This window comes from Anderseniella sp. Alg231-50, from assembly GCF_900149695.1.
Taxonomy (GTDB): Bacteria; Pseudomonadota; Alphaproteobacteria; order Rhizobiales; family Aestuariivirgaceae; genus Anderseniella.
In genome coordinates this window covers 1,373,461-1,395,691 of the sequence record NZ_LT703003.1, presented here as the reverse complement: position 1 = coordinate 1,395,691, position 22,231 = coordinate 1,373,461, and the positions used below count along the sequence as shown (strand labels likewise).

Below are 22,231 nucleotides of genomic sequence, written 5' to 3'. Positions count from 1 at the left end.
GCGGTTTCCAGTCAGACGGATACATCAAGCTGGAGAAAACATACATTAGCCCGACATGTTTGAGTAATTCCGTTAGCTACTATGAACGCCTGCCGCTGTTGAACACTTGCCGGACAGTTGTCCCGCTTCAGCGTCCGTCGATAAATTGTCTGCAGGCATCAAAAGTGTCAAACGCCTGCATACCACGCCGTGTATGCACTGCCACACTGCCGTCTGCGTAGTGAAGCACGCGGCGTCCGCGGTAACGTGCACGGCCCACAATCAGGTGCACGCTGTCTCGCAGCAATTGCCTGTATTCCCGTTCCGCCATTTGTTCCCTGATCCGGGGAACGACAACAAGCACCAGCAAGCAACTCAGAGAACCGATCGTTGCCATCAACACCATAACGGTGACGCTCAGACCAAATGCTTCAGTCAACGCCACAGTGGCAACCGTTACACCCAGTAAAGCAAGGATAAAGATCAGGCTTTTTTTCATGACGGCGCCCAATGCAAACGAAAAAGCTGGCATAAAACAACAGATTAATCCTGATTCGGCCAGCCGTGATGTAGTCTGAAGCATATCCCGCGGCGGCACCTGCACGGCACCCGATCCGGCAACAACGAGCTGCATTGCAAACATACCGGAACTGGATTTGCAGGAGTGGATTCCGCAAGGGCAGCAGTGCTCGCTGTTTATCGCCGATAATTAAGCTCGTGACCATCACGAACATCCCGCGCTAGCGGTCGATATACTGCCGATACAGGTCAAAGCTCTCAAATGATTTGAATCCGAAACGGGTTTCGGCCAGAACAGATCCATCACTGTAGTGCATCACGCGATGACCACGATATCTGGCGCGACTGACTTGCCGCGCACCCGACGGCAGATCACTGTCATCATTCCAGCGCTTGTTTTTGCGCATCTGCAGCAGCGTTTGCACAATAATCAAAGTCGCGAGAATCGCTGAAACGCCCGCGAACCAATTCGTCGCTACATCCGACATATCGTCAAGCTCACCCTCGCGCTTAACTACCCCCGTGATCAGGCGCCAATCGATCTTTCAACAGCTTATGGAGCTTTTTTGACGCAAAGCAAGCCCTACATGCCTTTCAACACACAGGTTTGCGTACTTGAAGCCTAAAGCGTCATCCCGTCGAGGGGAATCGCCGGCTTGCGTCCGGCAATAATGTCTGCAACCAGCCTGCCGGTGCCATGGCTCATGGTCCAGCCCATATGGCCCTGACCGGTATTCATCCAGAGGTTCTTGAAGCTTGTAGCGCCCAGGATCGGAGTTCCTTCAGGCGTCATCGGGCGCAGGCCTGCCCAGTATTCTGCCCTGGTGTAATCGGCACCATCGGGAAACAGCCCCTTCACCACGCTCGTCATGTGCCGGAAATCCGCCGGCGAATGCCCGACCCCATAACCTGAGAATTCCGCCGTCGCCGTCACCCGCAGCCGATTCCCCATCGGCGTATAGGCAACCAGGCTCTCTTCGTCGATACCACCGATAGCGGGCGCATTATTGCGCCCCGACACCGGAACAGTCATCGAATACCCCTTGACCGGATAGATCGGCAAATCAATCCCGACCGGCTTTGCCAGATGCGGCGAATACACTCCCAGCGACAATACGATGATGTCCGCAGACAGGTTTTCCTGATCAGTCACGACGCTGCTGACCCGATCCCCATCGGTCTCCAGCGCCTTGACCGTCACCCCCCATCTGAAGTCAACACCGCGCTCGCCGAGCCAACTTGCCAGGTTGCGGGTAAACATCCGGCAGTCACCGGTCTCGTCCCGGCCGCCAAACAGCGCACCGGCAAACTGGTCCCTGCAACCGGCAAGCGCCGGATCTTTCCGCGCTATGCCATCAGCATCGAGAACGCCAATATCAGAGCCTTCCCGGCGCAATATCTCAGCTTTCGTATTCGCCGCTTCAAATGCCGCCTGCGACCGGAACAGATACAGGATGCCGCCGTCATTTGCGTCGTGCGAAACACCTGTATCGGCACGTGTTTCGTGAAACACTGACTGCGCGTAATTGCACAATCTGACTTTCCGCCTGGTGTTGACGGCCGCTCGTTCTGCACTGCACTGGCCCCAGAACTTCCACATCCACCTCAAGAACGCCGGGTCCAATGACGGCTTCAATCGCAGCGCCTGATCATTACGCCATAATGACTTGAGCAGAATTTTCGGTGAAGCCGGAGACGCCCAGGCATAAGCGTGTCCCGGCGCAATCATGCCGGCATTGCCGAAGCTGGTGAATTCAGCCGCACCAGTCTCACGGTCAATGACGGTCACCTCATGACCGTCCCGCCACAGCTCGTACGCCATGGTGACCCCGACAATACCGGCTCCAAGCACCAGCGCCCTTGCCATGGCTGCGGCTCCTCGACCTAGATGGCAGCTTCCACCTGGATTTCCACATCCAGACCCGGTGCGGCCAGCTTGGGTGAATGTACTGCGGCACGGCACGGTGTTTCACCTGCAACAACCCAGTCATCCCACACAGTGTTCATTTCTGCCCAGGTATCCATGTCGGTAAGCCAGATAGTGGCCCTGATAACCTTTGTCTTGTCGGAGCCTGCCTGCGCCAGCATGGCGTCTATCTGCGCCAGAATGTCAGCTGTTTGTGCAGCGACGCTACCCCCGGCTGCCTCGTTCGCCACGAAGCCGGACATGTAAACCTTGTCACCGTGAATGATCGCACTTGTCATCCGGTTGCCAGCGCCAATTCTCTTCAAAGCCATTTGCTTTCTCCATGTTGTCAGGGCCGCGCCCCTACAGTGTTGCAGTTGTCTTGAACCTGTTTCTGATAATGTGCCCGTCGCGTTCCGGCAAAACTCTCGGCAGCTCATCGGATCCCGTCTTGATCACCCCCAACACAGGTCCGGTATCTTCAAGCACGAGTTGTTTTACAGCGCCAAGGTCAGCCTGCTTGTGCGCCGTCGCCACCTGCCTGAATCCACAGGCCAGCGCTACCGCGGCCAGATTGGTGGTCTTTCCGGTGTGGCTGGTCTGCCCACCGGTTTCACCGAAGGCCTCATTGTCGATAACCAGTATGGCAAGGTTGTCCGGTGCCTTGGCCCCCAGCGTCGCGAGAGACCCCAGGCCCATCAGCATTTCACCGTCGCCGGTGACAACCAGGACACGCGCATCGGGCCGCGCCAGTGCAAGCCCCAGTCCCATGGCGGCGGCGCCGCCCATGGCGCCCCATAGATAAAAATTCTGCGCAACATCTCCGGCTGCAGCCACGTCATAGGTTGGTGAACCAAGCCCGCTGATCACCAGAAGGTTGTCGGGCCGGTCCTTCAACACCTCTGCAATAGCCTCGCGTCTTGCAATCATCTCAACAATCCATCCTAGAAATCTTTTGCGCCGATCAGGCGCTGTGACAACAAAACGGCAACCGGGCAATTGCTGTCGTAGGCCAGTCGCATCGCCGATCCGGTCATGGCTGCTGCATCTTCGCCGGTATCGGCCCGATAGACGACGAACCCGGATCGCTTGAACGTGTCTTCCGTTGCTTGTCCCATCGGCATCTGCCACGGATTGAACTCCCCCCATTCACCCCGCATCGTCACCAGGGTGACAAATGGAAATCCGCATGATTTGAGCAACGAGAACATGTTGACGCAATTACCCACACCGGACGACTGCATCAGCATGACACCACGCTGCCCGCCGAGTTCGGCGCCCGCCAACAGGGCAACACCTTCTTCTTCGGTGGTAAGGACTGTGCAGTTGATATCACTGTCAGCCAGGCACGCATTGATCAGGCTGGCATGACCCGCATCCGGCACATAAGCCATCTGCCGCACATCCTGCCGTTTCAATGCGGCGAATATGCCTGCTCGCCAGTCATCTGCCGCAAAGGAAATAGAGTCAGCTTTCATTATTCCCGTCATTATCAATCGTTGTTTACCGCTTGAAACGCACCTTGCGTTTACACCGCATCCTGCGTCAAGCTGCCGAAATGGAATACTGGAGTTGCGTATGAAGCATGTATCCCTTCCCGGCGGAGAAAAAATACCCGCCCTTGGCCTCGGTACCTGGCGCATGGGCGAAAATGCGGAGCTGCTGCAGTCGGAGGCCGATGTGCTGCGACATGGACTGGACCGAGGGCTGCAGCTTATAGACACGGCGGAAATGTATGGTGAAGGAGGCGCCGAGCTTGTCGTTGCCGAAGCGCTGGGAAAACGCCGCGATGACGCTTACATTGTTTCGAAAGCCTACCCTCACAACGCATCTTATGACGGCGTTATAGCCGCTTGTGAACGTTCTCTTGGACGACTGCAGACGGACCGGATCGACCTCTACCTGCTGCACTGGCGTGGCCAGTATCCGCTGGACGAAACCGTTTCCGGTTTCGAGCGTCTCAAGACCGACGGGAAAATCCGCGACTGGGGTGTCAGTAATCTCGACGCCGACGATATGGACGAACTTCTTGGTGTACGCGACGGGCGCAAGTGCGCGGTTGATCAGGTGCTTTACAATTTGTCGGATCGGGGCATCGAATGGGACCTGAAACCGAAGCTGGCCGACAACAGCATCCCGGTCATGGCCTATTGCCCGCTGGGGGAAGGCAGGCTGTTGCGCGACGCAAGTCTCGCAACTCTCGCGGACCGTCACGGGTGTACACCGGCCTCGATTGCATTGGCCTGGCTGATAGCTCAACAACACACAATTGCCATCCCGAAGACATCCCGCGTGGAGCGCATAGACCCGATTGTTTCAGCTCTCGACATCGAGCTGGATGACGATGACCTGGCATTGCTGGACCATGAATTCCCGGCCCCGGACGGACCCTCGGCGCTGTCCATCGTCTAGCTGCTTGATCTACCTAAACCGGATAGGCCAGCACGATTGCCTTGCCGGCGGCAACCGACACGCGCGCAGGTGGCTTCTCCACTTCGTTTGACAGTGTCAGTGTGGAACCCAGCACGACATCCCGGTCCTTCAACGGCCAGCGCACACCTTCAATGGTGATGCGCTCCAGATCGGTAACCGGCAGAATCGACAGGCGCGAGGCCGGCGGCACATCAACTTCCACAGCATCATCCAGCAGAGGCCAGGCTTCCTCATGACCGCTGGACAACATCACCTTCATCCCGCGTGCCTTTAACCGCAGCAGCAGCATTAGGTGGGCGAATGCATGGTCGGCCTGACCGCCAAAACCACCTGCCAGCAACAATTCGGTAGCGCCGAGCCGGATCGCCTCATCGACCGCCAGTTCGCCGTCCGTGGCATTCTTGGCAACCGGATGAGACTGGCGCGGCACGTCGGCGTACCGGGAAACCAGCGCCTCGCCGCTGGAATCAAAGTCACCAAGCCACAGTTCCGGCACTACCCCAAGCATGGACGCATGTGCCATGCCACCATCTGCAGCAATGACCCTGCTGCCGCCAATCTGACTTCTGAGGCGGTCCGTTACGGTCAGCTCGCCCGCCAGCAGTATTGTAAATTTCTGCGTCATGGCCGCTGCAATACCACACAATCTTTCTTGTACAAGTGCTCTGTCGTACCCTATATCTGTAATTGCTCTCGGGGTGCCCGTAATTTTGAAGGGCTGAGAGGCAAGTGTCCTTGCCAACCCTCTGAACCTGATCCGGATCATGCCGGCGGAGGGATACGAGCCAGTTCTCGACGTTTTCCCGTAACCCCCGGCAGCAAGTTGTCATCTTCCAGGAGGAGATTGAAAATGCTGCGACTTTTCACCTTGTGCCTTGCCGTTCTCACTGTTCTGGCTTTACCGGCTGCGGCCAAGGACAAACTCACCATCTATACTTATGACAGCTTCGTTTCCGACTGGGGTCCTGGCCCGAAGATCAAGGCGGGCTTCGAAGCTACCTGCGATTGTGAACTTGAATGGGTAGCCGTTGCGGATGCGGTTGCCACCTTGAACCGCATCAAGCTGGAAGGCGCCGGCAGCAAGGCCGATATTCTGCTCGGCATTGACACCAGCCTGACCGCAGAAGCCGCTGCAACCGGATTGTTTGAAGAACACGCCATCAAGACAGACAACGTCCGCCTGCCTGTAACGTGGACGGACAAGACGTTCGTACCGTACGACTATGGCCATTTCGCCGTCATCTATGACAGCGAGAAGATCAAAACGCCGCCGGCAAGTCTGGATGAACTGGTGACCGGCGATCCCGAGCAAAAGATCGTCATTCAGGATCCGCGCACGTCCAGTCCCGGTCTCGGCCTGCTGTTGTGGATCAAGGCGGTATACGGCGACAAGGCCGATGCAGCATGGACGAAACTGTCAAAGCGGGTCCTGACCGTCACGCCCGGCTGGTCTGAAGCCTATGGCATGTTCACCAAGGGTGAAGCACCGATGGTGCTGTCATATACGACATCGCCTGCCTATCACATGGTGGCTGAAAGCACCGACCGCTACCGCGCCGCTGCCTTCACTGAGGGCCACTATATGCAGATCGAGGTCGCCGGCATGCTGAAATCATCGCAGAACAAGGCGCTTGCCCGCCGCTTCCTCGCTTTCATGACCGGTCCCGGTTTCCAGAACCACATCCCGACAAACAACTGGATGTGGCCAGCCGGCAAGACCTCCGATGCCTTGCCCGACGCATTTGACAAGCTGGTTAAACCGGCAAAGTCACTGCTGCTGTCCGCCGATGAGGTCAAGGCCAGCCGCAAGGCCTGGATAGACGAGTGGCTCAAGGCCACCACCAGGTAATCCGGCTGCAGCAAGATGAAAACCCAGGGAACAGCCGGACCAAAACCAGCCGTCCTTGCCGGTCTTTTCGCATTGGGCTTCATCGGCTTAGCCGTTGTAACTCCGATGCTCGCCCTGATTGTGATTGCGCCTGCCATGCCGGACCTGAGTGCAGATTATCTGGGCTTTGTCTGGTCGATCACCAAATTCACCGTGCTTCAGGCAGGGTTGTCCACATTGCTGTCGGTTCTGACCGCAATCCCGCTGGCCAGGGCACTGGCGCGCCAGGCATCGTTTCCCGGCAGGAACATCATTTTGCGACTGCTCGCCTTGCCCCTGGCGCTTCCGGCGCTGGTGGTTGTGCTGGGCATTGTCGAAGTGTGGGGCCGGCAGGGCTGGGTCAGCACGGTGCTGCAGGGCGCAGGACTTTCCGGGCCTTTGAACATCTATGGCCTTGCCGGCATTCTGATAGCTCATGTGTTTTTCAACATGGCACTGGCCGCCCGCCTGCTGGTGGCCGCGCTGGAACAGATACCGCCGGAGAACTGGCGGCTTGCCGCGCAGTTGAGTTTCACCTCCGGCCACGTGTTTCGCCATATCGAATGGCCGGTGATCCGGTCGGTGCTGCCGGGCATCGCCAGCCTGGTCTTCATGCTGTGCATTGCAAGCTTTGCCGTTGTGCTGGTGCTCGGCGGCGGCCCCGGCGCCACCACGCTTGAAGTGGCAATCTATCAGTCACTGCGGTTTGACTTTGACCCGCCGCGCGCCGTGCTGCTGGCCGTGTTGCAGCTTGCCCTGTGCGCCGGCCTGTTTGTGCTGGGCGGGCGCATGGCCACCGACATTGCAGTCCTGTCAGGCGTCGGCAAGCAGGTCCGGCGCCCCGACCAGGCAACATCGAGGCGCACCGACGGGTTAGTCATAGCTGCTGGCCTGGTCTTCATAGCGCTGCCGATGCTGGCCATTGTCCTGTCCGGCATTACGGCTCCGTTTGGCAGTATCGTTTCGCAATCGGTTTTCTGGCGCGCGCTGGTAACGTCGCTGGTTCTGGCACTTACTGCCGCCAGCCTGTCTCTGGTGATGGCCTGGAGCCTGCTTGCGGCACAGCGCACTATTATGCGCCGTCGCAGACTATCACGCGCAGCTTCAGCGTTTGTATCCAGCATGCAGGCATCAGGTTCCCTGATCCTGGTCGTGCCGCCGATCGTGATAGGAGCGGGATGGTTTGTGGTGCTGCACAGGACTGGACTGGCCACCTCAGCGGCACCCGTCATCGTGGCAATCGTCAACGCGCTCATGGCGCTTCCGTTTGCATTGCGCATCCTGAGCCCTGCCGTGGTCGGCCAGGCACAGATCCATGACCGGTTGTGTGCCAGCCTAGGCCTCGCCGGATACCAGAGATGGCGCCTGATAGACCTGCCGGTGCTGGTCCGGTCACTGGCGCTGGCATTTGCACTTGCAGCCGCCCTGTCAATCGGAGACCTGGGAGCAGCAGCTTTGTTCGGCTCTGCAGACTTCATAACGCTGCCGCTTCTCCTGCTGCAGAAAATGGGCAGTTACCGATCTGTCGAGGCTGCCGGAATTGCGTTGTTGCTGGCCGGATTCTGTCTGGGGCTGATCTGGCTGGCCGAACAGCTGAAACCAGGGGTGCAAACCTCATGACTGGTGCGGCCATTCAGCTCGACGCAGTGGACTTCGCCTATCCGGGCGGGGAACCACTGCATTTTTCGACCACTTTCGAGGCAGGCAGTTTTACCGGTCTCATTGGCCCGTCAGGATCCGGCAAGACCACGCTGATCAACCTGATCGCAGGTTTTGAGGAACCTGCCTCCGGCAGCATATGCTTTGACGGCGCCGACGCGGCCGGAACCGAACCGGCGGACCGCCCGGTGACCATGGTGTTCCAGGACAACAATCTGTTTGCCCATCTGGATGTCTTCACCAACATCGCACTCGGGGTGTCGGCCTCCCTGGACTTGTCCGGTGACGACAGGAACCTGATCGCGACCGCGATGGAAGAGACCGGGCTTTCGGGGCTTGGCCAGAGACTGCCGCGTGAGCTGTCCGGCGGCCAGCGGCAGCGGGTTGCAATCGCCCGGGCACTGGTGCGCGACCGGCCGGTATTGCTGCTGGATGAACCGTTTGCCGCACTTGGCCCCGCCCTGAGACGTGACATGCTGCGGCTCGTCAGTAGCATTCACCAGCAGCGCAAGATGACGGTCATACTGGTCTCGCACGACCCCGCAGACGTGAAGTTTGCTGCAACCCATGCGGCGTTCCTGGATGCCGGGCGGGTTATCGCCAACCGCCCGGTCGATGCTCTTTTCAGCGCATCAGACATTCCCGGTTTGCAGGGCTATCTGGGTACCTGACGTCTTGCCATTGTCCGCAAGCGGTGGAACAGTGTCGCGGTCTAATCTCGTGACAATTTCAATCAACGGACCAGTTTCATGACGCTCGCCAATGGCCACCGGCATCTTGCCATTCCCGGCCCCACGAACATGCCCGATGAAGTGCTCAATGCCCTGCACCAGGCTTCAGTCGACATTTATGGCGGCAGTTCGGAAATCGCATCCCGTGCCTGCATGCAAGACCTGAAAGAGGTTTTTCGCACCAGAGGCAGCATGTACATCTATGCTGCCAACGGTCATGGCGCGTGGGAGGCCGCCCTGACCAATACATTGTCGAAAGGCGACAAGGTGCTGGTGCTTGCATCGGGCCTGTTCCCGATTGTGTGGGGTGAGAATGCGGCCGGTCTCGGCATCGAAACCGAGGTACTCGAGGAGCGGCGCGGGCGCGCCGTCGACCTTGAAGCAGTCGAGGCCCGGCTCGCAGCAGACACGGGACACGAGTTCAAGGCGATACTGATGGTACAGGCAGATACCGCAACCGGCGTTGTCAACGACGTCAAGGGCGTGCGCACGGCCCTGGACCAAGCCAGCCACCCCGCCATGCTGATGGTCGACACCATCGCCTCGCTCGGCTGCATGGAGTTCGACATGGACGGCTGGGGTGTCGATGTAACCGTGGCCGGTGCGCAGAAGGGCCTGATGACACCGCCGGGCCTGAGTTTTACGGCCGTCAGCGCCAAAGCCAAGCAGGCACATAAGACCGCTGGTCTGGTCACAAACTACTGGGACTGGACGTTTCGCGACGGCAAGGACCATTACATGTGGTACGCCGGAACACCACCGGTGCAGATGGTGTTCGCGCTTCGCAAGGCGCTTGAAATGCTGCTCGAAGAAGGTCTCGAAAACGCCATCCATCGTCATGCCGTGCTGGCCGGTGCCACCCGCGCGGCCGTGGAGACCTGGACCTCAAAGGGCGCGACCGGGTTTGCCGTGTCAGAGCCCGCTGAACGCAGCAATTCGGTTACCTGCATGCTGATGCCTAAAGGCGAAAGCTCGCGCGTACTGGAATACTGTGAGCACAAGCTCGGTGTCACCGTAGGCCGCGGCATCGGTCCGCTCGACAACAGGGCAATCCGCATTGCCCACATGGGCCATGTCAATGCCTACAACCAGCTGGGAACGCTGGGCGCAATCGAAACCGCAATGGCAGCACTTGACATCGAGCATGGACCAGGCGGTGTGCAGTCGGCCATTGAGTATATCGCCATCCATGTAAAGTGATTGCCATGACACACGCTGATCTCATTATCCGCAACGCCCGCATCATGACGATGGATGATGGGTGTCCTGCGGCTGAGAGCCTGGCGGTTTCAGGCCACACAATCACAGCAGTTGGCAGCACTGCAGATGTCGCCAGCCTGGCAGGCCCGGCAACCCGCACCATTGATGCCGGCGGGGCCAGCGTCCTGCCCGGCTTCATAGAAAGCCACCTGCATATTTTTTCCGGGGCGGCATCCCTGTCCCGTCTCGATTTGACCGGGGTTGATGGCCAGGACGCGCTTCGAAACGCCGTGATGGCCTGGAGTGTGCGGCAGCCCAATGGTGTCATATTTGCCAATCAGGCCCATTACACAATTCTCGGCTCCGGTACCGTAACCCGCCAGATGCTGGATGAAGTCTGTCCCGACCGGCCGTTTGCCATGATGGCACCGGACGCTCATACGGTCTGGGCGAACACACCGGCGCTGGCAGCAGCCGGCATCCTCAACGGCAGGCAACTAAATCCAGGCAGCGAAATTGTCATGGCGGCGGACGGCAGTGCATCCGGGGAACTGCGCGAAACCGATGCATTTGCCCCGGTTATCGCGCTGACCGAAAATCAGGGCCGGGAAGCGCTTGGCTACACCACCGCGCGCGATCCCGTTCCGGCACCAACGACACAGCAGCGCGCCGCAGACATTGCCACCCTGCAACAGGGCATTGAATGCTGTGCCTCGCTCGGCATCACGTCGATGCACAATATGGACGGCAATCTGTACCAGTGCGAACTGCTGCAGGAAATCCACCAGTCAGGCGGCCTCGACTGCCGCATAGAAGTGCCGTTCCACTACAAGAACGACAAGCAGCTGTCCGATCTGGAAGAAGCGGAAGTGATGCGCCGCACCTGGAACAGCGATCACCTGTGGTGCAACAGGGTCAAGCTGTTCATGGACGGCGTGCTGGATTCCGGCACGGCTTTCGTGCTGGACGGATATCCCGATGACCCCGCTTCAACCGGCGATCCCCTGTTCAGCGCAGAAGACTTCAACGAGATCGCGTCGCAATGCGACAAGCGCGGTTTCCAGATCGCCGTTCACGCCATTGGAGACGCGGCAGTGCGCCGAACGCTGGACGGGTATCAGGCGGCGCGGCAGGCCAATGGCAGGAAAGACAGCCGCCATCGCATTGAACACATTGAAATCATTGATGAAGCCGACATCGGTCGATTTGCCGAACTAGGCGTGATTGCCTCCATGCAGCCCCTGCATGCTCTGGGCACCGGGTCTTATCCAATGGAACCGACGCGCTCGAAAATCGGCGAGGCAAAACTCTCCCGCGCCTTTGCCTGGAACACCTTGCGCGATGCTGGGGCACAATTGTGCTTTGCCAGCGACTGGCCGGTGTCGCCGGTTGATCCGCTCATGTCGATCAAGGCTGCCATGATACGGGAAAAACTGCATCCGTCGCATCCCGACCAGCGTCAGTCACTGCATCAGGCCGTGCACGGCTATACGGCTGGCGGTGCCTATGCCGAGTTCAACGAAGATCGCAAGGGCACCCTGAAGACCGGAACGCTCGCCGACATCGTGATACTGGACGGCAATATCGAAACCACCGATCCCGGCGCAATTGACGAGATGAAGGTCACCACAACCATTTGTGGCGGCGATATCACTTACGAAGCCTGACCCTCACCCGCGCCCATGCGGCGCCATATAGTCTGGCCTCGGCCCGACTGCGACAATCCGGGTCGGGTTCACCGTCTCATGGCTGGCATAATAGTGGTTGCGGATATGCCCGAAGTCCACGGTCCCGGCCACACCGGGCATCTGATAGATTTCACGTGTGTACGCCCACAGGTTCGGATAGTCGACAATGCGGGCGCGGTTGCACTTGAAATGCCCGTGATACACAGGATCGAAACGGATCAGCGTCGGGAACGCCCTGATGTCGGCTTCGGTAAACCGGTCGCCGGCCAGCCAGCGCTGCCGGGACAGAATGTCCTCCATCCAGTCCAGGGTATCAAACAGCGGCAACACCGCCGCCTCGTATGCCTGCTGGCTCCGGGCAAAGCCGGATTTGTAGACGCCGTTGTTCAAGGTGCTGTAGACACGCACATTGACCGTATCGATGTCCCCACGCAGGTCTGCCGGGTAATAGTCACCGGGCTCGGCACCGATCCCGTCAAATGCCGAGTTGAACATGCGGATGATCTCGGCGCTTTCATTCGAGACAATCTGCTTCGTGCTGGTGTCAAGCAGCACCGGTACGGTTACCCGGCCGGTATAGTCGGGTTTTGCAGACGCATAGACATCACGCAGGTGACCGGCGCCAAACACCGGGTCAGCCACAACCCCGTCGCCATCCTCGAATGACCAGCCGTTCTCCCCCATGAACCAGTTGACGACCGAAACGGAGATTTGATCCTGCAGGCCCTTCAACTTGCGCATGATCAGGGTCCGGTGCGCCCACGGGCACGCCAGCGAGACATAAAGATGATAGCGCCCCGCCTGTGCGGGAAATTCGCCATCCGCTGTAACCCAGTTGCGAAAACTGGTTTCACTGCGTTTGAAACTGCCGCCGTCGGCAAGCTCTGCAATAGATTGCATGTGCCACTTGCCATCAATCATCACACCCATGCACTATCCACCTTCTTCTCAAGACCGTTTCGCTGTCACATAGTGACAAGCCATATCATTATCAAAACAACAATTGTTGAGTGACCATGAAAGACCGCTACGCGCACTATTCCTCCCTGAAGTTCAACCGGCCGGCAGACGGCATTCTCGAGGTCATCCTGTCGGCGCCGAAAAAACTCAATGCGCTTGACGCAGGCGGCCATCGCGAGCTTGCGGAGGTGTGGCGTGACATAGACCGCGACCCGGACACCAATGTCGTCTTGTTGCGCGGTGAAAACGGCAACCTGTCGGCAGGAGGGGATCTTGGCCTTGTCGAAGACATGACCAACGACTTCGCCACTCGCGCCCGGGTCTGGAAGGAGGCATCGGATCTTGTCTACAACGTCATCAACTGCTCGAAACCGACGGTTGCCGCCATCGAGGGCGTCAGCGTCGGGGCCGGCTTGGCGGCAGCCATGGTGTGCGACATCACCATTGCAGGCCGCACCGCGCGCATTATTGACGGCCACACCCGGCTGGGCGTCGCCGCCGGTGACCACGCCGCCATCGTCTGGCCCCTGCTCATCGGCATGGCCAAGGCGAAATACTATCTGATGCTGTGCGAACCGCTGGCCGGTGAAGAGGCCGAACGTATCGGCCTCGTGTCACAGGTCGCCGACGATGGCGAGGTCCACGACGCCGCGCTGAAAGTATGCCGCAAGCTCGCCGCAGGCGCACCGACCGCCATTCGCTGGACCAAGCATTCACTGAACAACTGGCTGCGTATGGCAGGTCCGAGCTTCGATGCCTCACTGGCGCTGGAGTTCATGGGCTTTTCAGGGCCGGAGGTGCAGGAGGGACTGTCCTCGATCCGCGAAAAACGCAAGCCGGATTTCCCCACAAAGTCACCATTTTAGGCGGTTAGCCGCCTGCACTTGCGCCGCGCCGCCGGGCGATCAACCGGCCCAGACTGCCGCTTTGCGATACCAGGACGCCGGAAGCGATGATCACCGCAATGCCGACAAAGGTAATCGCGTCCGGTATGTCGGCAAAAAACAGCAGGCCCCAACCAACCGCAGCGACAATTTCGGTATAGGTGAACGGCGCCAGCGCAGGTGCTGATGCACGGGCAAACGCGCTGATAATCAGCAGATGCGACACCGCGTTGATCGCCCCCATGACAAACAGCACGGCGGCCTGATTGAGCGACACCGGCTGCCACCAGGCCCAGGCCAGCGGTGATATCAGCGCAATGGCCACCAGCGCCATGTAGGTGTTGGAAACAAGGGCCGGTGCCGCATTGGCCAGCTTGCGGGTGACAATAATATGAAACGCGTAGAACACGCCGGTGGCGACCGCTGCAATCGTACCGACATTGATCACGCCCAAATCGGGCCGCATGACAATCAGGATGCCGAGAAATCCGCACACCACCCCGAACCAGATGGCCGGGCTTGCGCGTTCTCCCAGCAGCCACGGCGACAGCAATGCCACCACGAACGGATAGATGTAGAGTATGGCCACGGTATTGGCCAAAGGCAGGTAGCGGACGGAAAACACGAAACTCAGCGTGGCGCCCAGGATCAGTGTCGCCCGCAGGAACTGGGTTGCCGCCGCCGGCGGTGCAACCACCTGGCGCCCGTACCGCCAAGCCGCGATCGGCAGCAACACGACCAGGTACCCGGCATAACGGCCGAATGTCATGACCGCGACATTCAGCTCTGCCGCCATCAGTTTCAGGAACGCGCCGGACAGGCTGGCTGTGGCCAGCCCCGCGACCAGCAACAAGACAGCTACGGGCAAGCTTGCCCGGTCAGCATCATCGTTTGCAGATGTCATCTGCCGGCGTCGGCAAGGGCCACCGGCAAGGCCGATTCAAAACAGTCCAGATCATCTTCGCGTCCGGCTGATACGCGAATGCACCGGTTGAGCGGTTCCACACCGGGCATGCGCACAAACACACCCTGGGCCAGCAGCCCCTCCATGACCGCCTTGGCAAAGGCCCCGTCCCGGCCGCAGTCGATCGCAACGAAGTTGGTTGCAGAAGCCAGTGTCTCCAGCCCGTTGTCATGGGCAATCCGGGTAATCCGGTCACGGGCACTGTGAACCCGCATGACCACCGATTCCAGCCAGTCATTGTCCGCCAGCGCCGCCAGCGCACCGGCCTGCGCAATCCGGTTGACACCGAAGTGGTTACGGATCTTGTCGAACGCCTTGATGATTTCCGCTTCACCGATGATGTAGCCGATCCGGCAACCCGCCATGCCATAGGCTTTTGAAAATGTGCGGAACCGCAGCACCTGCGGGTTGTGAACATCCAGGTCCGGCATCGTGCCGGCAGGTGCAAACTCGCCATATGCTTCATCCAGGCACAACACGATCCCTTCCGGCAGGTCCTTGATCATCGCGTCAATCTCGGTGCCCCGCCACCATGTTCCCATGGGATTGTCCGGGTTGGCGAGGTAGATCATCTTCGCATTTTCCCGCTTGGCCAGCGCCAGCAGTGAGGCCGGATCCTCGCGGTCCTCGACATAGGCCGTGGCGACAATGTCACCGCCCGCGCCGGCAACCTGATAGTTGAATGTCGGGTATGCTCCGGTAGAGGTCGCCACCTTGTCACCCGGTTCGACGAACAGCCTGGCAGTAACGCCGAACAGGCCGTCAATGCCTTCACCTATCAGGATGTTGTCAGGTGATACACCATGCCATGCGGCAAGCGCCTGTTTGAGATCATGGCTTTCCGGATCACAGTATTTCCAGGCCTCCATTGCTTCTGCCTGCATGGCTTGAACCACCATGTCGGACGGTCCGAACACGCTTTCATTGGCGCCGATGCGGGCCTTGAATGCGTCTCCGCGGGCCCGTTCCTGCGCTTCCGGCCCGACAAACGGCACGGTTGAAGGCAAGTCAGCCACCAGAGATGAAAGGGGTGGGCGCATCATGACCTGAAACTCCTTGCTTTACTGGCTGGCGGACGAGCGCTCAGCCGTCTAGATCAGTATGATTTTCAATTGAACCAGTTAAAAACAATAAAACTGATCGTGTTCAAAATTTTGGGACAACTTTATAGGTTCAACTGAACCGATGTTGCTCTAGTCTGGATGGCAAGATGACATCGTTTTCACGGATACACCACCTGCTTGAACATCAGGCTGCCCATGCGCCTGACGCAATTGCCCTGACCACGGCCCAGACCGGAGATGTCACGTTTGCCGACTGGCTGGCCGCTGCAAGAAACCTTGCCGACGAGTTGCGGAAAGCAGGCGTCAGACCGGGTCATCGGGTGATGCTGGTGGCCGAGAACTCGTTCAGCGCCGCTACCGGACTGATTGCCGCAAGCCTGCTTGATGCCTGGTCGGTACCGGTGAATGCACGTCTGTCGGCAACTGAGATCGACCGCATCCGCGATCATGCACAACCGGCCGCCACTGTGTTCACTCATACCGCGTCCAACGCAGCACTCGACCATGCACAAACAGCCGACGGACACGAAATAAAAGTCGGGGCCGAGCCGGCCATGCTGGCAATTCAGCCGGGAACCGCCGCTGAGCCCCGTAGCGAAGATGCGGATCAGGTTGCCACCCTGCTGTACACCACCGGCACCACCGGCGATCCCAAAGGTGTCATGCTGACCCACGCCAACCTGATCTACGGCGGGCAGACATCTGCATCGCATCGCGAAATCACATCAGCCGATTATATATATGCGGTGCTGCCCCTGACCCATGTGTTCGGGCTGTCATCGGCATTCATGGCCGGGTTAGCGGTGGGTGCCCGTCTTGAACTGGTGCCGCGCTTTGATGCGGGAGTGACATTTGCCGCCCTGCAGTCGCGGGTCTCCATATTCCCGGCCGTGCCACAAATGCACGCATTGCTGATGGCCCACGCCAGCCAGTGCGGTCTGGAAAAACTCAAGGCGGAACGCCTCAGGTACATATCGTCCGGCGGCGCCCCGCTTGACCTTGCCTGGAAGCAGAAGGTGGAGGCGTTCTTCGGACTACCGCTGTTCAACGGCTACGGCATGACCGAGGGGACTGCCGGTATTGCCGCAACCCGACCCGGTGCCACCCGGGCCGACACGTCAGTCGGCAGAATGCTGGCAGACCAGGAAGTCCGCATTGAACGGCCCGGCCAGGATGGCATAGGTGAAATAGTCATTCACGGCCCGAACATCATGACCGGTTACTATCGCAACCAGGCCGCCACCGATGAGGTTCTTGGCCGCGATGGCTGGCTGCGAACCGGTGACCTGGGCTATCTCGATGACCAAAACAACCTGCACATCACCGGGCGTGCCAAGGAACTGATCATCCGATCGGGTTTCAATGTCTATCCGCTGGAAGTGGAAGCAGCGTTGAACCAGCATCCGCAAGTGGTACAGGCCGCCGTAATCGGCCACAGCGCCAACGGCAATGAAGACATTGTGGCCTTCATCCAGCCACTCAACGTAAGTGGCCTGGTGCCGGATCAATTGAAGGATCACCTGAAAGACCGGCTCGCGGCGTACAAGCACCCGACACGCTGGATCATCTCGGATCAGCTGCCTGCAGCCCCGTCCGGCAAGATACTCAAGGCAAGACTGGCAACGGTCTTCGCTGACGAACTGGCCGCAGTCAGCGAAGGCTGACTTCCACACTGGCCCCTGACGCAAAAAGGCCTTCCAATCCGGAAGGCCTTTTCGGTTCGCAATATCTGCAAGATCAGTATCAGTCGAGGTTTTCGCCGCTTGCCACCCAGCGCCCGAAGTTGGGCAGGTCAAGCGTCGCGCCGACACGGTCGAACTGTTTCATGTTGTCGCCACCGAATGACCAGCGCGTGCCGACCATGATGGTGTGATCAAAATATTCCTCGGTTGAACCCTGACCAGCTTCACCGCCGCCGCCGCCATTGGGATTGCCGGGCGTGTCTTCATTCTCGAATCTGGCGCCTCGGTATCTCACGAAGACTGGTGTGTCACCAATGATCGGCAGACCGGCCAGTACCGTGTCATAGCGGACACCCCACTCCAGGACCGTGTGACTGTCGGGCTCGGTATCCGCATCGCCGTCGGCATAGGACAATTCCAGTTCCAGCCTCGAGCTTTCGCTCATGAACCAGCGCGCGACACCGCGTACAAAGGCTGCGTCGCGGAAGGTGTCGTCCTGATTTTGATTGTTGGTACGTTCACCATCAAGATAACCGGCCTGAACATACAGGGTGAGATCCTCAAGATAGCCCTGCACTTCACCACCGAGAAAATAGTACTCCACGCTGTCGGGATTTTGATTGTTGCCGCCATTGCCATCGGTGTTGCCACCACCCCAGCCGCCGAAGGCACCAATGAGGCCCATGCCCGGATCGCGGAAACTCAGATGGGTGCCCATCTGGTAGGAGTAGATGTAATTGTTGCCGGTCTCGTCCTCGTAGGCGTTGCCTGTGATCTCAAGGTCAACATCCTGCTGAATCGAGAGGCTGTCACCCAGCGGCAAGCTGAGCCGGCCACTGGTCCCGGACACCAGGTAATCGTCATGTGACAAGACGTTTGCCGCAGCGCCACTGGCGGGCGAGTAACCGTCAACGAAGGTATATCCGTTCCAGGATTCCACCACGCCGGAAATCGCAAGTTCCATGGCTCTTTCATAGTCCATGTCGGTCGCGTTCGCAGTGCCGGTCACGGCAACACATGCCACAGCCATACAGCCAATAGCTGATGAATAGAGAGTCTTCATTTTAATAGCCCCTAGCCCCCAAAAAAAAGCCCGCATTTGATTCTTGACCCTAACGGTAGCACGAACGTGGTTAATCGATAAAGCCTCTGCCAACACATTTCGAACACAAAAAAAACATTTTGTACTGACGGTTTCGGCCTTCGTTTCGCCGGGCTGACCAAATTCGCCGCGCGTCCGGGCCCAATCTCACGCAGCATAAGGGTCTGTTTTTACCTCAAAAAATCTCAATCAACCCGGCCGCCCCCTGACCACCGCCGATGCACATGGTCACGACGGCCTTCTTGGCCCCGCGCCGCTTGCCTTCCAGCAGCACATGGCCCACCTGGCGTGCGCCGGTCATGCCGTACGGATGCCCGATGGCGATGGACCCGCCATTGACGTTCAGGATTTCGTCCGGAATGCCCAGCGTGTCGCGGCTGTACAGGACCTGTGACGCAAATGCCTCGTTGAGCTCCCACAGATCGATATCGTCCATCTTGTGGCCCGTGCGCTCCAGCAGGCGGGGCACAGCAAATACCGGCCCGATGCCCATTTCATCCGGCTCGCAACCGGCTACCGTAAAGCCCCTGAATGCGCCCAGCGGGTCAAGGCCCTTGCGCTCGGCTTCCTTGGCTTCCATCACCACCAGGCAAGCCGCGCCGTCGGACAACTGCGAAGCATTGCCGGCGGTAATGTACTTACCCTCACCGCGCACCGGTTGCAGGCCGGCAAGACCCTCCAGCGTCGTGGACGGCCGGTTGCACTCGTCCGCCTCAATAGTCACTTCATGCGTGGTTATTTCACCGGTTTCCTTGTTCTTCATGCCCATTGTGGTGGTAACCGGGATGATCTCGTCGGCAAACCTGCCTGCTGCCTGTGCGTCTGCCGTGCGTTGCTGGCTGGCCAGCGCATATTCGTCCTGCGCCTCGCGCGACACGCCGTAGCGGTCCGCCACGATATCGGCGGTATCAATCATCGCCATGTAGAGTTCGGGCTTGTTTTCCGTAAGCCAGGCTTCGCGGGCAGCACCCTGCGAGGCTGCATCCTGGACCAGCGAAATGGATTCCAGCCCGCCCGCCAGAACCGCCGGCGTTGCTTCTTCGGTAATCCGGTGTGCCGCCAGGGCCAGGGCCTGCAGCCCGGATGAACAGAACCGGTTGATGGTCATGCCGCATGCCGTCACCGGCAGGCCCGACCGTATCGCAATCTGGCGGGCAATGTTGGACCCGGTCGCGCCTTCGGGAAACCCGCATCCCATGATGCAGTCCTCGATCATGTCCGGATCGACACCGGAGCGCGCAATGGCAACCGCCGCTGCAGCACCGCCCATGGTCGCGCCATGGGTCATGTTGAACGAACCGCGAAACGCCTTGCCGATGGCCGTGCGGGCGGTGGAGACAATAACGGCTTCACGCATCACGAAATTTCCTTCTTGTTCAGGCTGTCGAAGGTCTCGCCCCTTTCGACAAGGTCAACCAGCAATTGCGCCGGTTTCCAGAACCAGGCGTCTTCGCTTTCAAACTTGCGGATCGAGCTTAAGATCTTGTCGAGACCCTGCATGTCGGCATATTTCATCGGCCCGCCGCGCCAGCGCGGATGGCCGTAGCCGAACAGCTGCACCATGTCGATGTCCACGGGGCGCAGCGCAATGCCTTCTTCCAGAACCTTGGCGCCTTCGTTGATCATGGCCGCCATGTAACGTTCCATGATTTCGTCTGCGGTAAAGTTGCGGGCATTGATGCCCTTTTCGCGGCGCACTTCCTCGATAATCTTAAGCGTTTCCGGTTCGTGTTCACCCTTTCTTGCGCCTTCCGGATAAGTATAGGTCCCCCGCCCGGTCTTCTGGCCGTAATGGCCCTGCTCGCAGATCCGGTCCATCCAGTCAGATGCATATCGCTCGTTGGGATCACGTGTCGCCGCCTTGCGCTTGCGCGTGGCCCAGCCAATGTCCATGCCGGCAAGGTCCGACATGGAAAACGGGCCCATGGGGTAGCCAAACCCGACGACGGCTTCATCGACCTCATACGGCGTGGCGCCGTCTTCGACCAGCATCTGGGCGACGCGCAGATACTTGCCCATCACCCGGTTGCCGATGAAGCCGTCACATACGCCGGACCGGATACCCACCTTTTTGGCCTTTTTGGCCACCGCAAACGCCGTTGCCACCACATCCGGATCCGATTTCTCCGCCACCACGATTTCCAGCAGCCGCATGATATTGGCCGGCGAGAAGAAATGCATGCCGATCACGTCCTGCGGCCGTTCGGTCATCGCCGCGATTTCGTTGACATCCAGATAAGACGTGTTGGACGCCAGCACGCAGCCAGGCTTGCAGATCTTGTCCAACTGGCCAAACACATCCTTCTTGACGTCCATGCTTTCAAACACCGCCTCGATCACCAGGTCGACCTGCGCCAGGGCATTCATGCTGGTGGTGCCGTGAAACTGGTCCGCCAGCATCCGGTCCCGCTGTTCGCCGGAAACCTTGCCCCGTGCGACACCGCCTTCCAGGGTTTTTTCCACCCTGGCTTTGCCGGCGGCAATGGCATCGTCATCGCGTTCAACCATGGTCACGTGGTAGCCTGCGGTCAGCAGCGCAATGCTGATGCCGGACCCCATGGTACCGCCACCTATGACACCGACCCTGGCCACCTCGCGCGGGTTGCCGGTTTCCAGTTCCGGCACTTTGCCGACAGCCCGCTCGCCAAAGAATGCATGGATCAGGGCTTCGCGCTGGTCCGACGCCATCAGCGTATCGAACAGCCTGCGCTCTTCGGCGAGACCGGCATCAAAGTCCTTGGCCGTTACCGCGGCCTCGATGGCGTCAATGCACACCAGCGGGGACAGTTGGCCGCGCGCCTTTTTTGCCGCTGCTGCCCTGAGCCCGTCAAACAGGCCGTCCTGCTTGCGCGCCTCGTCGAGCTTGTCATTCAGGTCACGGGTCGGGCGTGGCCCCATGTCATTGCCGGTGATCAGTCCGGCAAACGCGACACCGGCGGCGGTCGGATCGGTATCATTGGACACTTCATCTATCAGGCCCAGATCAAGGGCTTCCTGCGCACCGACATGCCGGCCCGATGTGATCAGGCCCGCGGCAGCCTCGACACCGGCCAGCCTGGGGGTACGCTGGGTGCCGCCGGCACCGGGAATGATACCCAGATTGACTTCCGGCAGGCCTACCTTGGCTGACGCGACAGCCACCCGGTAGTGGCATCCAAGTGCCACTTCAAATCCGCCGCCAAGAGCCGTACCGTGCAGCGCCGCGATGACCGGTTTTGAACACGCTTCGATCTCGTTGACCACACCGGGCAGCCCCGGTGCCGCCAGGGGCTTGCCGAATTCCTTGATGTCGGCACCGGCAAAGAATGTCCGCCCGGACCCGACAATCACCGCGGCCTTCGCCTTGCTGTCACCTTCAAACCGCGCGATCGCCTTGCTCAATCCTTCGCGGACCGGTTGCGAAAGAGCGTTGACCGGCGGGTTGTCCACCGTGATCACGGCAATGGCGCCATCATGCGAGTAGGAAATGGGTGAAGACATGGAAACTCCTTGAGGAAACAAACCTGAAACCGGCATCATCCATGCCGCACAATGATTATTGCTGATAGGCGATGACCCTAGTCAGCCGGAACAGCGCTGGCAATCATCTGGGA

General features: G+C 59.3%; 21 protein-coding genes and 1 riboswitch. Of the genes, 8 read left to right on the top strand and 13 right to left on the bottom strand.

The genetic code is table 11. From position 1 onward, the window contains the following. Positions 1–127: 127 nt before the first annotated feature. From DHN55_RS06660 to DHN55_RS06635, 6 genes are all read right to left on the bottom strand, one after another. A complete protein-coding gene (locus DHN55_RS06660; RefSeq protein ID WP_337659988.1) occupies positions 128–613 on the bottom strand; it encodes a hypothetical protein in 486 nt (161 codons plus the stop codon). Between the two features lie 106 nt (positions 614–719). Beyond that, positions 720–986 (bottom strand): hypothetical protein, encoded by a 267-nt coding sequence (locus DHN55_RS06655; protein ID WP_108880545.1) that lies wholly within the window; start codon positions 984–986, stop codon positions 720–722. 134 nt (positions 987–1,120) lie between these two features. Beyond that, positions 1,121–2,365, bottom strand: a complete 1,245-nt coding sequence (locus DHN55_RS06650) for a D-amino acid dehydrogenase (RefSeq protein ID WP_108880544.1) — start codon at positions 2,363–2,365, stop codon at positions 1,121–1,123. Between the two features lie 17 nt (positions 2,366–2,382). Further along, the gene (locus DHN55_RS06645) at positions 2,383–2,736 is read right to left on the bottom strand and encodes a Rid family hydrolase (RefSeq protein WP_108880543.1); all 354 of its coding nucleotides are present in this window, start codon (positions 2,734–2,736) and stop codon (positions 2,383–2,385) included. 31 nt (positions 2,737–2,767) lie between these two features. Then, the gene (locus DHN55_RS06640; RefSeq protein WP_108880542.1) at positions 2,768–3,334 is read right to left on the bottom strand and encodes a thiamine pyrophosphate-dependent enzyme; all 567 of its coding nucleotides are present in this window, start codon (positions 3,332–3,334) and stop codon (positions 2,768–2,770) included. Between the two features lie 14 nt (positions 3,335–3,348). After that, on the bottom strand, positions 3,349–3,882 hold the full coding sequence (locus DHN55_RS06635) for a thiamine pyrophosphate-binding protein (protein WP_108880541.1): 534 nt from the start codon (positions 3,880–3,882) through the stop codon (positions 3,349–3,351). A 100-nt stretch (positions 3,883–3,982) separates the two neighbouring features. Between DHN55_RS06635 and DHN55_RS06630 the strand changes: the two genes are divergently transcribed. Then, on the top strand, positions 3,983–4,816 hold the full coding sequence (locus DHN55_RS06630; RefSeq protein WP_108880540.1) for an aldo/keto reductase: 834 nt from the start codon (positions 3,983–3,985) through the stop codon (positions 4,814–4,816). A 13-nt stretch (positions 4,817–4,829) separates the two neighbouring features. Here DHN55_RS06630 and DHN55_RS06625 read toward each other — a convergent pair whose 3' ends face one another. Next, the gene (locus tag DHN55_RS06625; protein WP_108880539.1) at positions 4,830–5,462 is read right to left on the bottom strand and encodes a thiamine diphosphokinase; all 633 of its coding nucleotides are present in this window, start codon (positions 5,460–5,462) and stop codon (positions 4,830–4,832) included. 59 nt (positions 5,463–5,521) lie between these two features. Next, positions 5,522–5,635, top strand: a riboswitch (TPP riboswitch). A gap of 25 nt (positions 5,636–5,660) precedes the next feature. Here DHN55_RS06625 and thiB point away from each other — a divergent pair. From thiB to DHN55_RS06600, 5 genes are all read left to right on the top strand, one after another. After that, positions 5,661–6,686, top strand: a complete 1,026-nt coding sequence (thiB, locus tag DHN55_RS06620; protein WP_443111089.1) for a thiamine ABC transporter substrate binding subunit — start codon at positions 5,661–5,663, stop codon at positions 6,684–6,686. A gap of 15 nt (positions 6,687–6,701) precedes the next feature. Continuing rightward, the gene (thiP, locus tag DHN55_RS06615; RefSeq protein WP_108880537.1) at positions 6,702–8,324 is read left to right on the top strand and encodes a thiamine/thiamine pyrophosphate ABC transporter permease; all 1,623 of its coding nucleotides are present in this window, start codon (positions 6,702–6,704) and stop codon (positions 8,322–8,324) included. Continuing rightward, the gene (locus DHN55_RS06610) at positions 8,321–9,034 is read left to right on the top strand and encodes an ATP-binding cassette domain-containing protein (protein WP_108880536.1); all 714 of its coding nucleotides are present in this window, start codon (positions 8,321–8,323) and stop codon (positions 9,032–9,034) included. The genes thiP and DHN55_RS06610 overlap by 4 nt, the downstream gene beginning before the upstream one ends. 78 nt (positions 9,035–9,112) lie before the next feature. Further along, complete coding sequence (locus DHN55_RS06605) at positions 9,113–10,294, top strand: aminotransferase class V-fold PLP-dependent enzyme (protein WP_108880535.1); 1,182 nt, start codon at positions 9,113–9,115, stop codon at positions 10,292–10,294. Between the two features lie 5 nt (positions 10,295–10,299). Beyond that, positions 10,300–11,961 (top strand): amidohydrolase family protein, encoded by a 1,662-nt coding sequence (locus DHN55_RS06600; RefSeq protein WP_108881750.1) that lies wholly within the window; start codon positions 10,300–10,302, stop codon positions 11,959–11,961. Between the two features lie 3 nt (positions 11,962–11,964). On the opposite strand, the gene DHN55_RS06595 is transcribed toward DHN55_RS06600, so the two are convergent. After that, complete coding sequence (locus tag DHN55_RS06595) at positions 11,965–12,912, bottom strand: glutathione S-transferase C-terminal domain-containing protein (RefSeq protein WP_108880534.1); 948 nt, start codon at positions 12,910–12,912, stop codon at positions 11,965–11,967. Positions 12,913–12,998: 86 nt separating this feature from the next. Here DHN55_RS06595 and DHN55_RS06590 point away from each other — a divergent pair, with 86 nt between their 5' ends. After that, the gene (locus DHN55_RS06590; protein WP_108880533.1) at positions 12,999–13,808 is read left to right on the top strand and encodes an enoyl-CoA hydratase/isomerase family protein; all 810 of its coding nucleotides are present in this window, start codon (positions 12,999–13,001) and stop codon (positions 13,806–13,808) included. Positions 13,809–13,812: 4 nt separating this feature from the next. Here DHN55_RS06590 and DHN55_RS06585 read toward each other — a convergent pair whose 3' ends face one another. Continuing rightward, positions 13,813–14,730 carry an EamA family transporter gene (locus DHN55_RS06585; protein ID WP_108880532.1) on the bottom strand — a complete coding sequence of 306 codons (918 nt, stop codon included), beginning with the start codon at positions 14,728–14,730 and terminating at the stop codon, positions 13,813–13,815. Continuing rightward, on the bottom strand, positions 14,727–15,833 hold the full coding sequence (locus tag DHN55_RS06580; protein WP_108880531.1) for a pyridoxal phosphate-dependent aminotransferase: 1,107 nt from the start codon (positions 15,831–15,833) through the stop codon (positions 14,727–14,729). The genes DHN55_RS06585 and DHN55_RS06580 overlap by 4 nt, the downstream gene beginning before the upstream one ends. Before the next feature lie 167 nt (positions 15,834–16,000). On the opposite strand from DHN55_RS06580, the gene DHN55_RS06575 reads away from it, so the two are divergent. Further along, the gene (locus DHN55_RS06575) at positions 16,001–17,518 is read left to right on the top strand and encodes an AMP-binding protein (RefSeq protein ID WP_108880530.1); all 1,518 of its coding nucleotides are present in this window, start codon (positions 16,001–16,003) and stop codon (positions 17,516–17,518) included. Between the two features lie 79 nt (positions 17,519–17,597). Here DHN55_RS06575 and DHN55_RS06570 read toward each other — a convergent pair whose 3' ends face one another. The 3 genes from DHN55_RS06570 to DHN55_RS06560 form a co-directional block, all read right to left on the bottom strand. Beyond that, entirely contained in the window at positions 17,598–18,599 is a 1,002-nt protein-coding gene (locus tag DHN55_RS06570; protein WP_337659987.1) for a hypothetical protein, read from the bottom strand. 214 nt (positions 18,600–18,813) lie between these two features. Beyond that, entirely contained in the window at positions 18,814–19,995 is a 1,182-nt protein-coding gene (locus DHN55_RS06565; protein ID WP_108880528.1) for an acetyl-CoA C-acyltransferase, read from the bottom strand. Next, entirely contained in the window at positions 19,995–22,118 is a 2,124-nt protein-coding gene (locus tag DHN55_RS06560; protein ID WP_108880527.1) for a 3-hydroxyacyl-CoA dehydrogenase NAD-binding domain-containing protein, read from the bottom strand. The genes DHN55_RS06565 and DHN55_RS06560 overlap by 1 nt, the downstream gene beginning before the upstream one ends. Positions 22,119–22,231 lie beyond the last annotated feature (113 nt).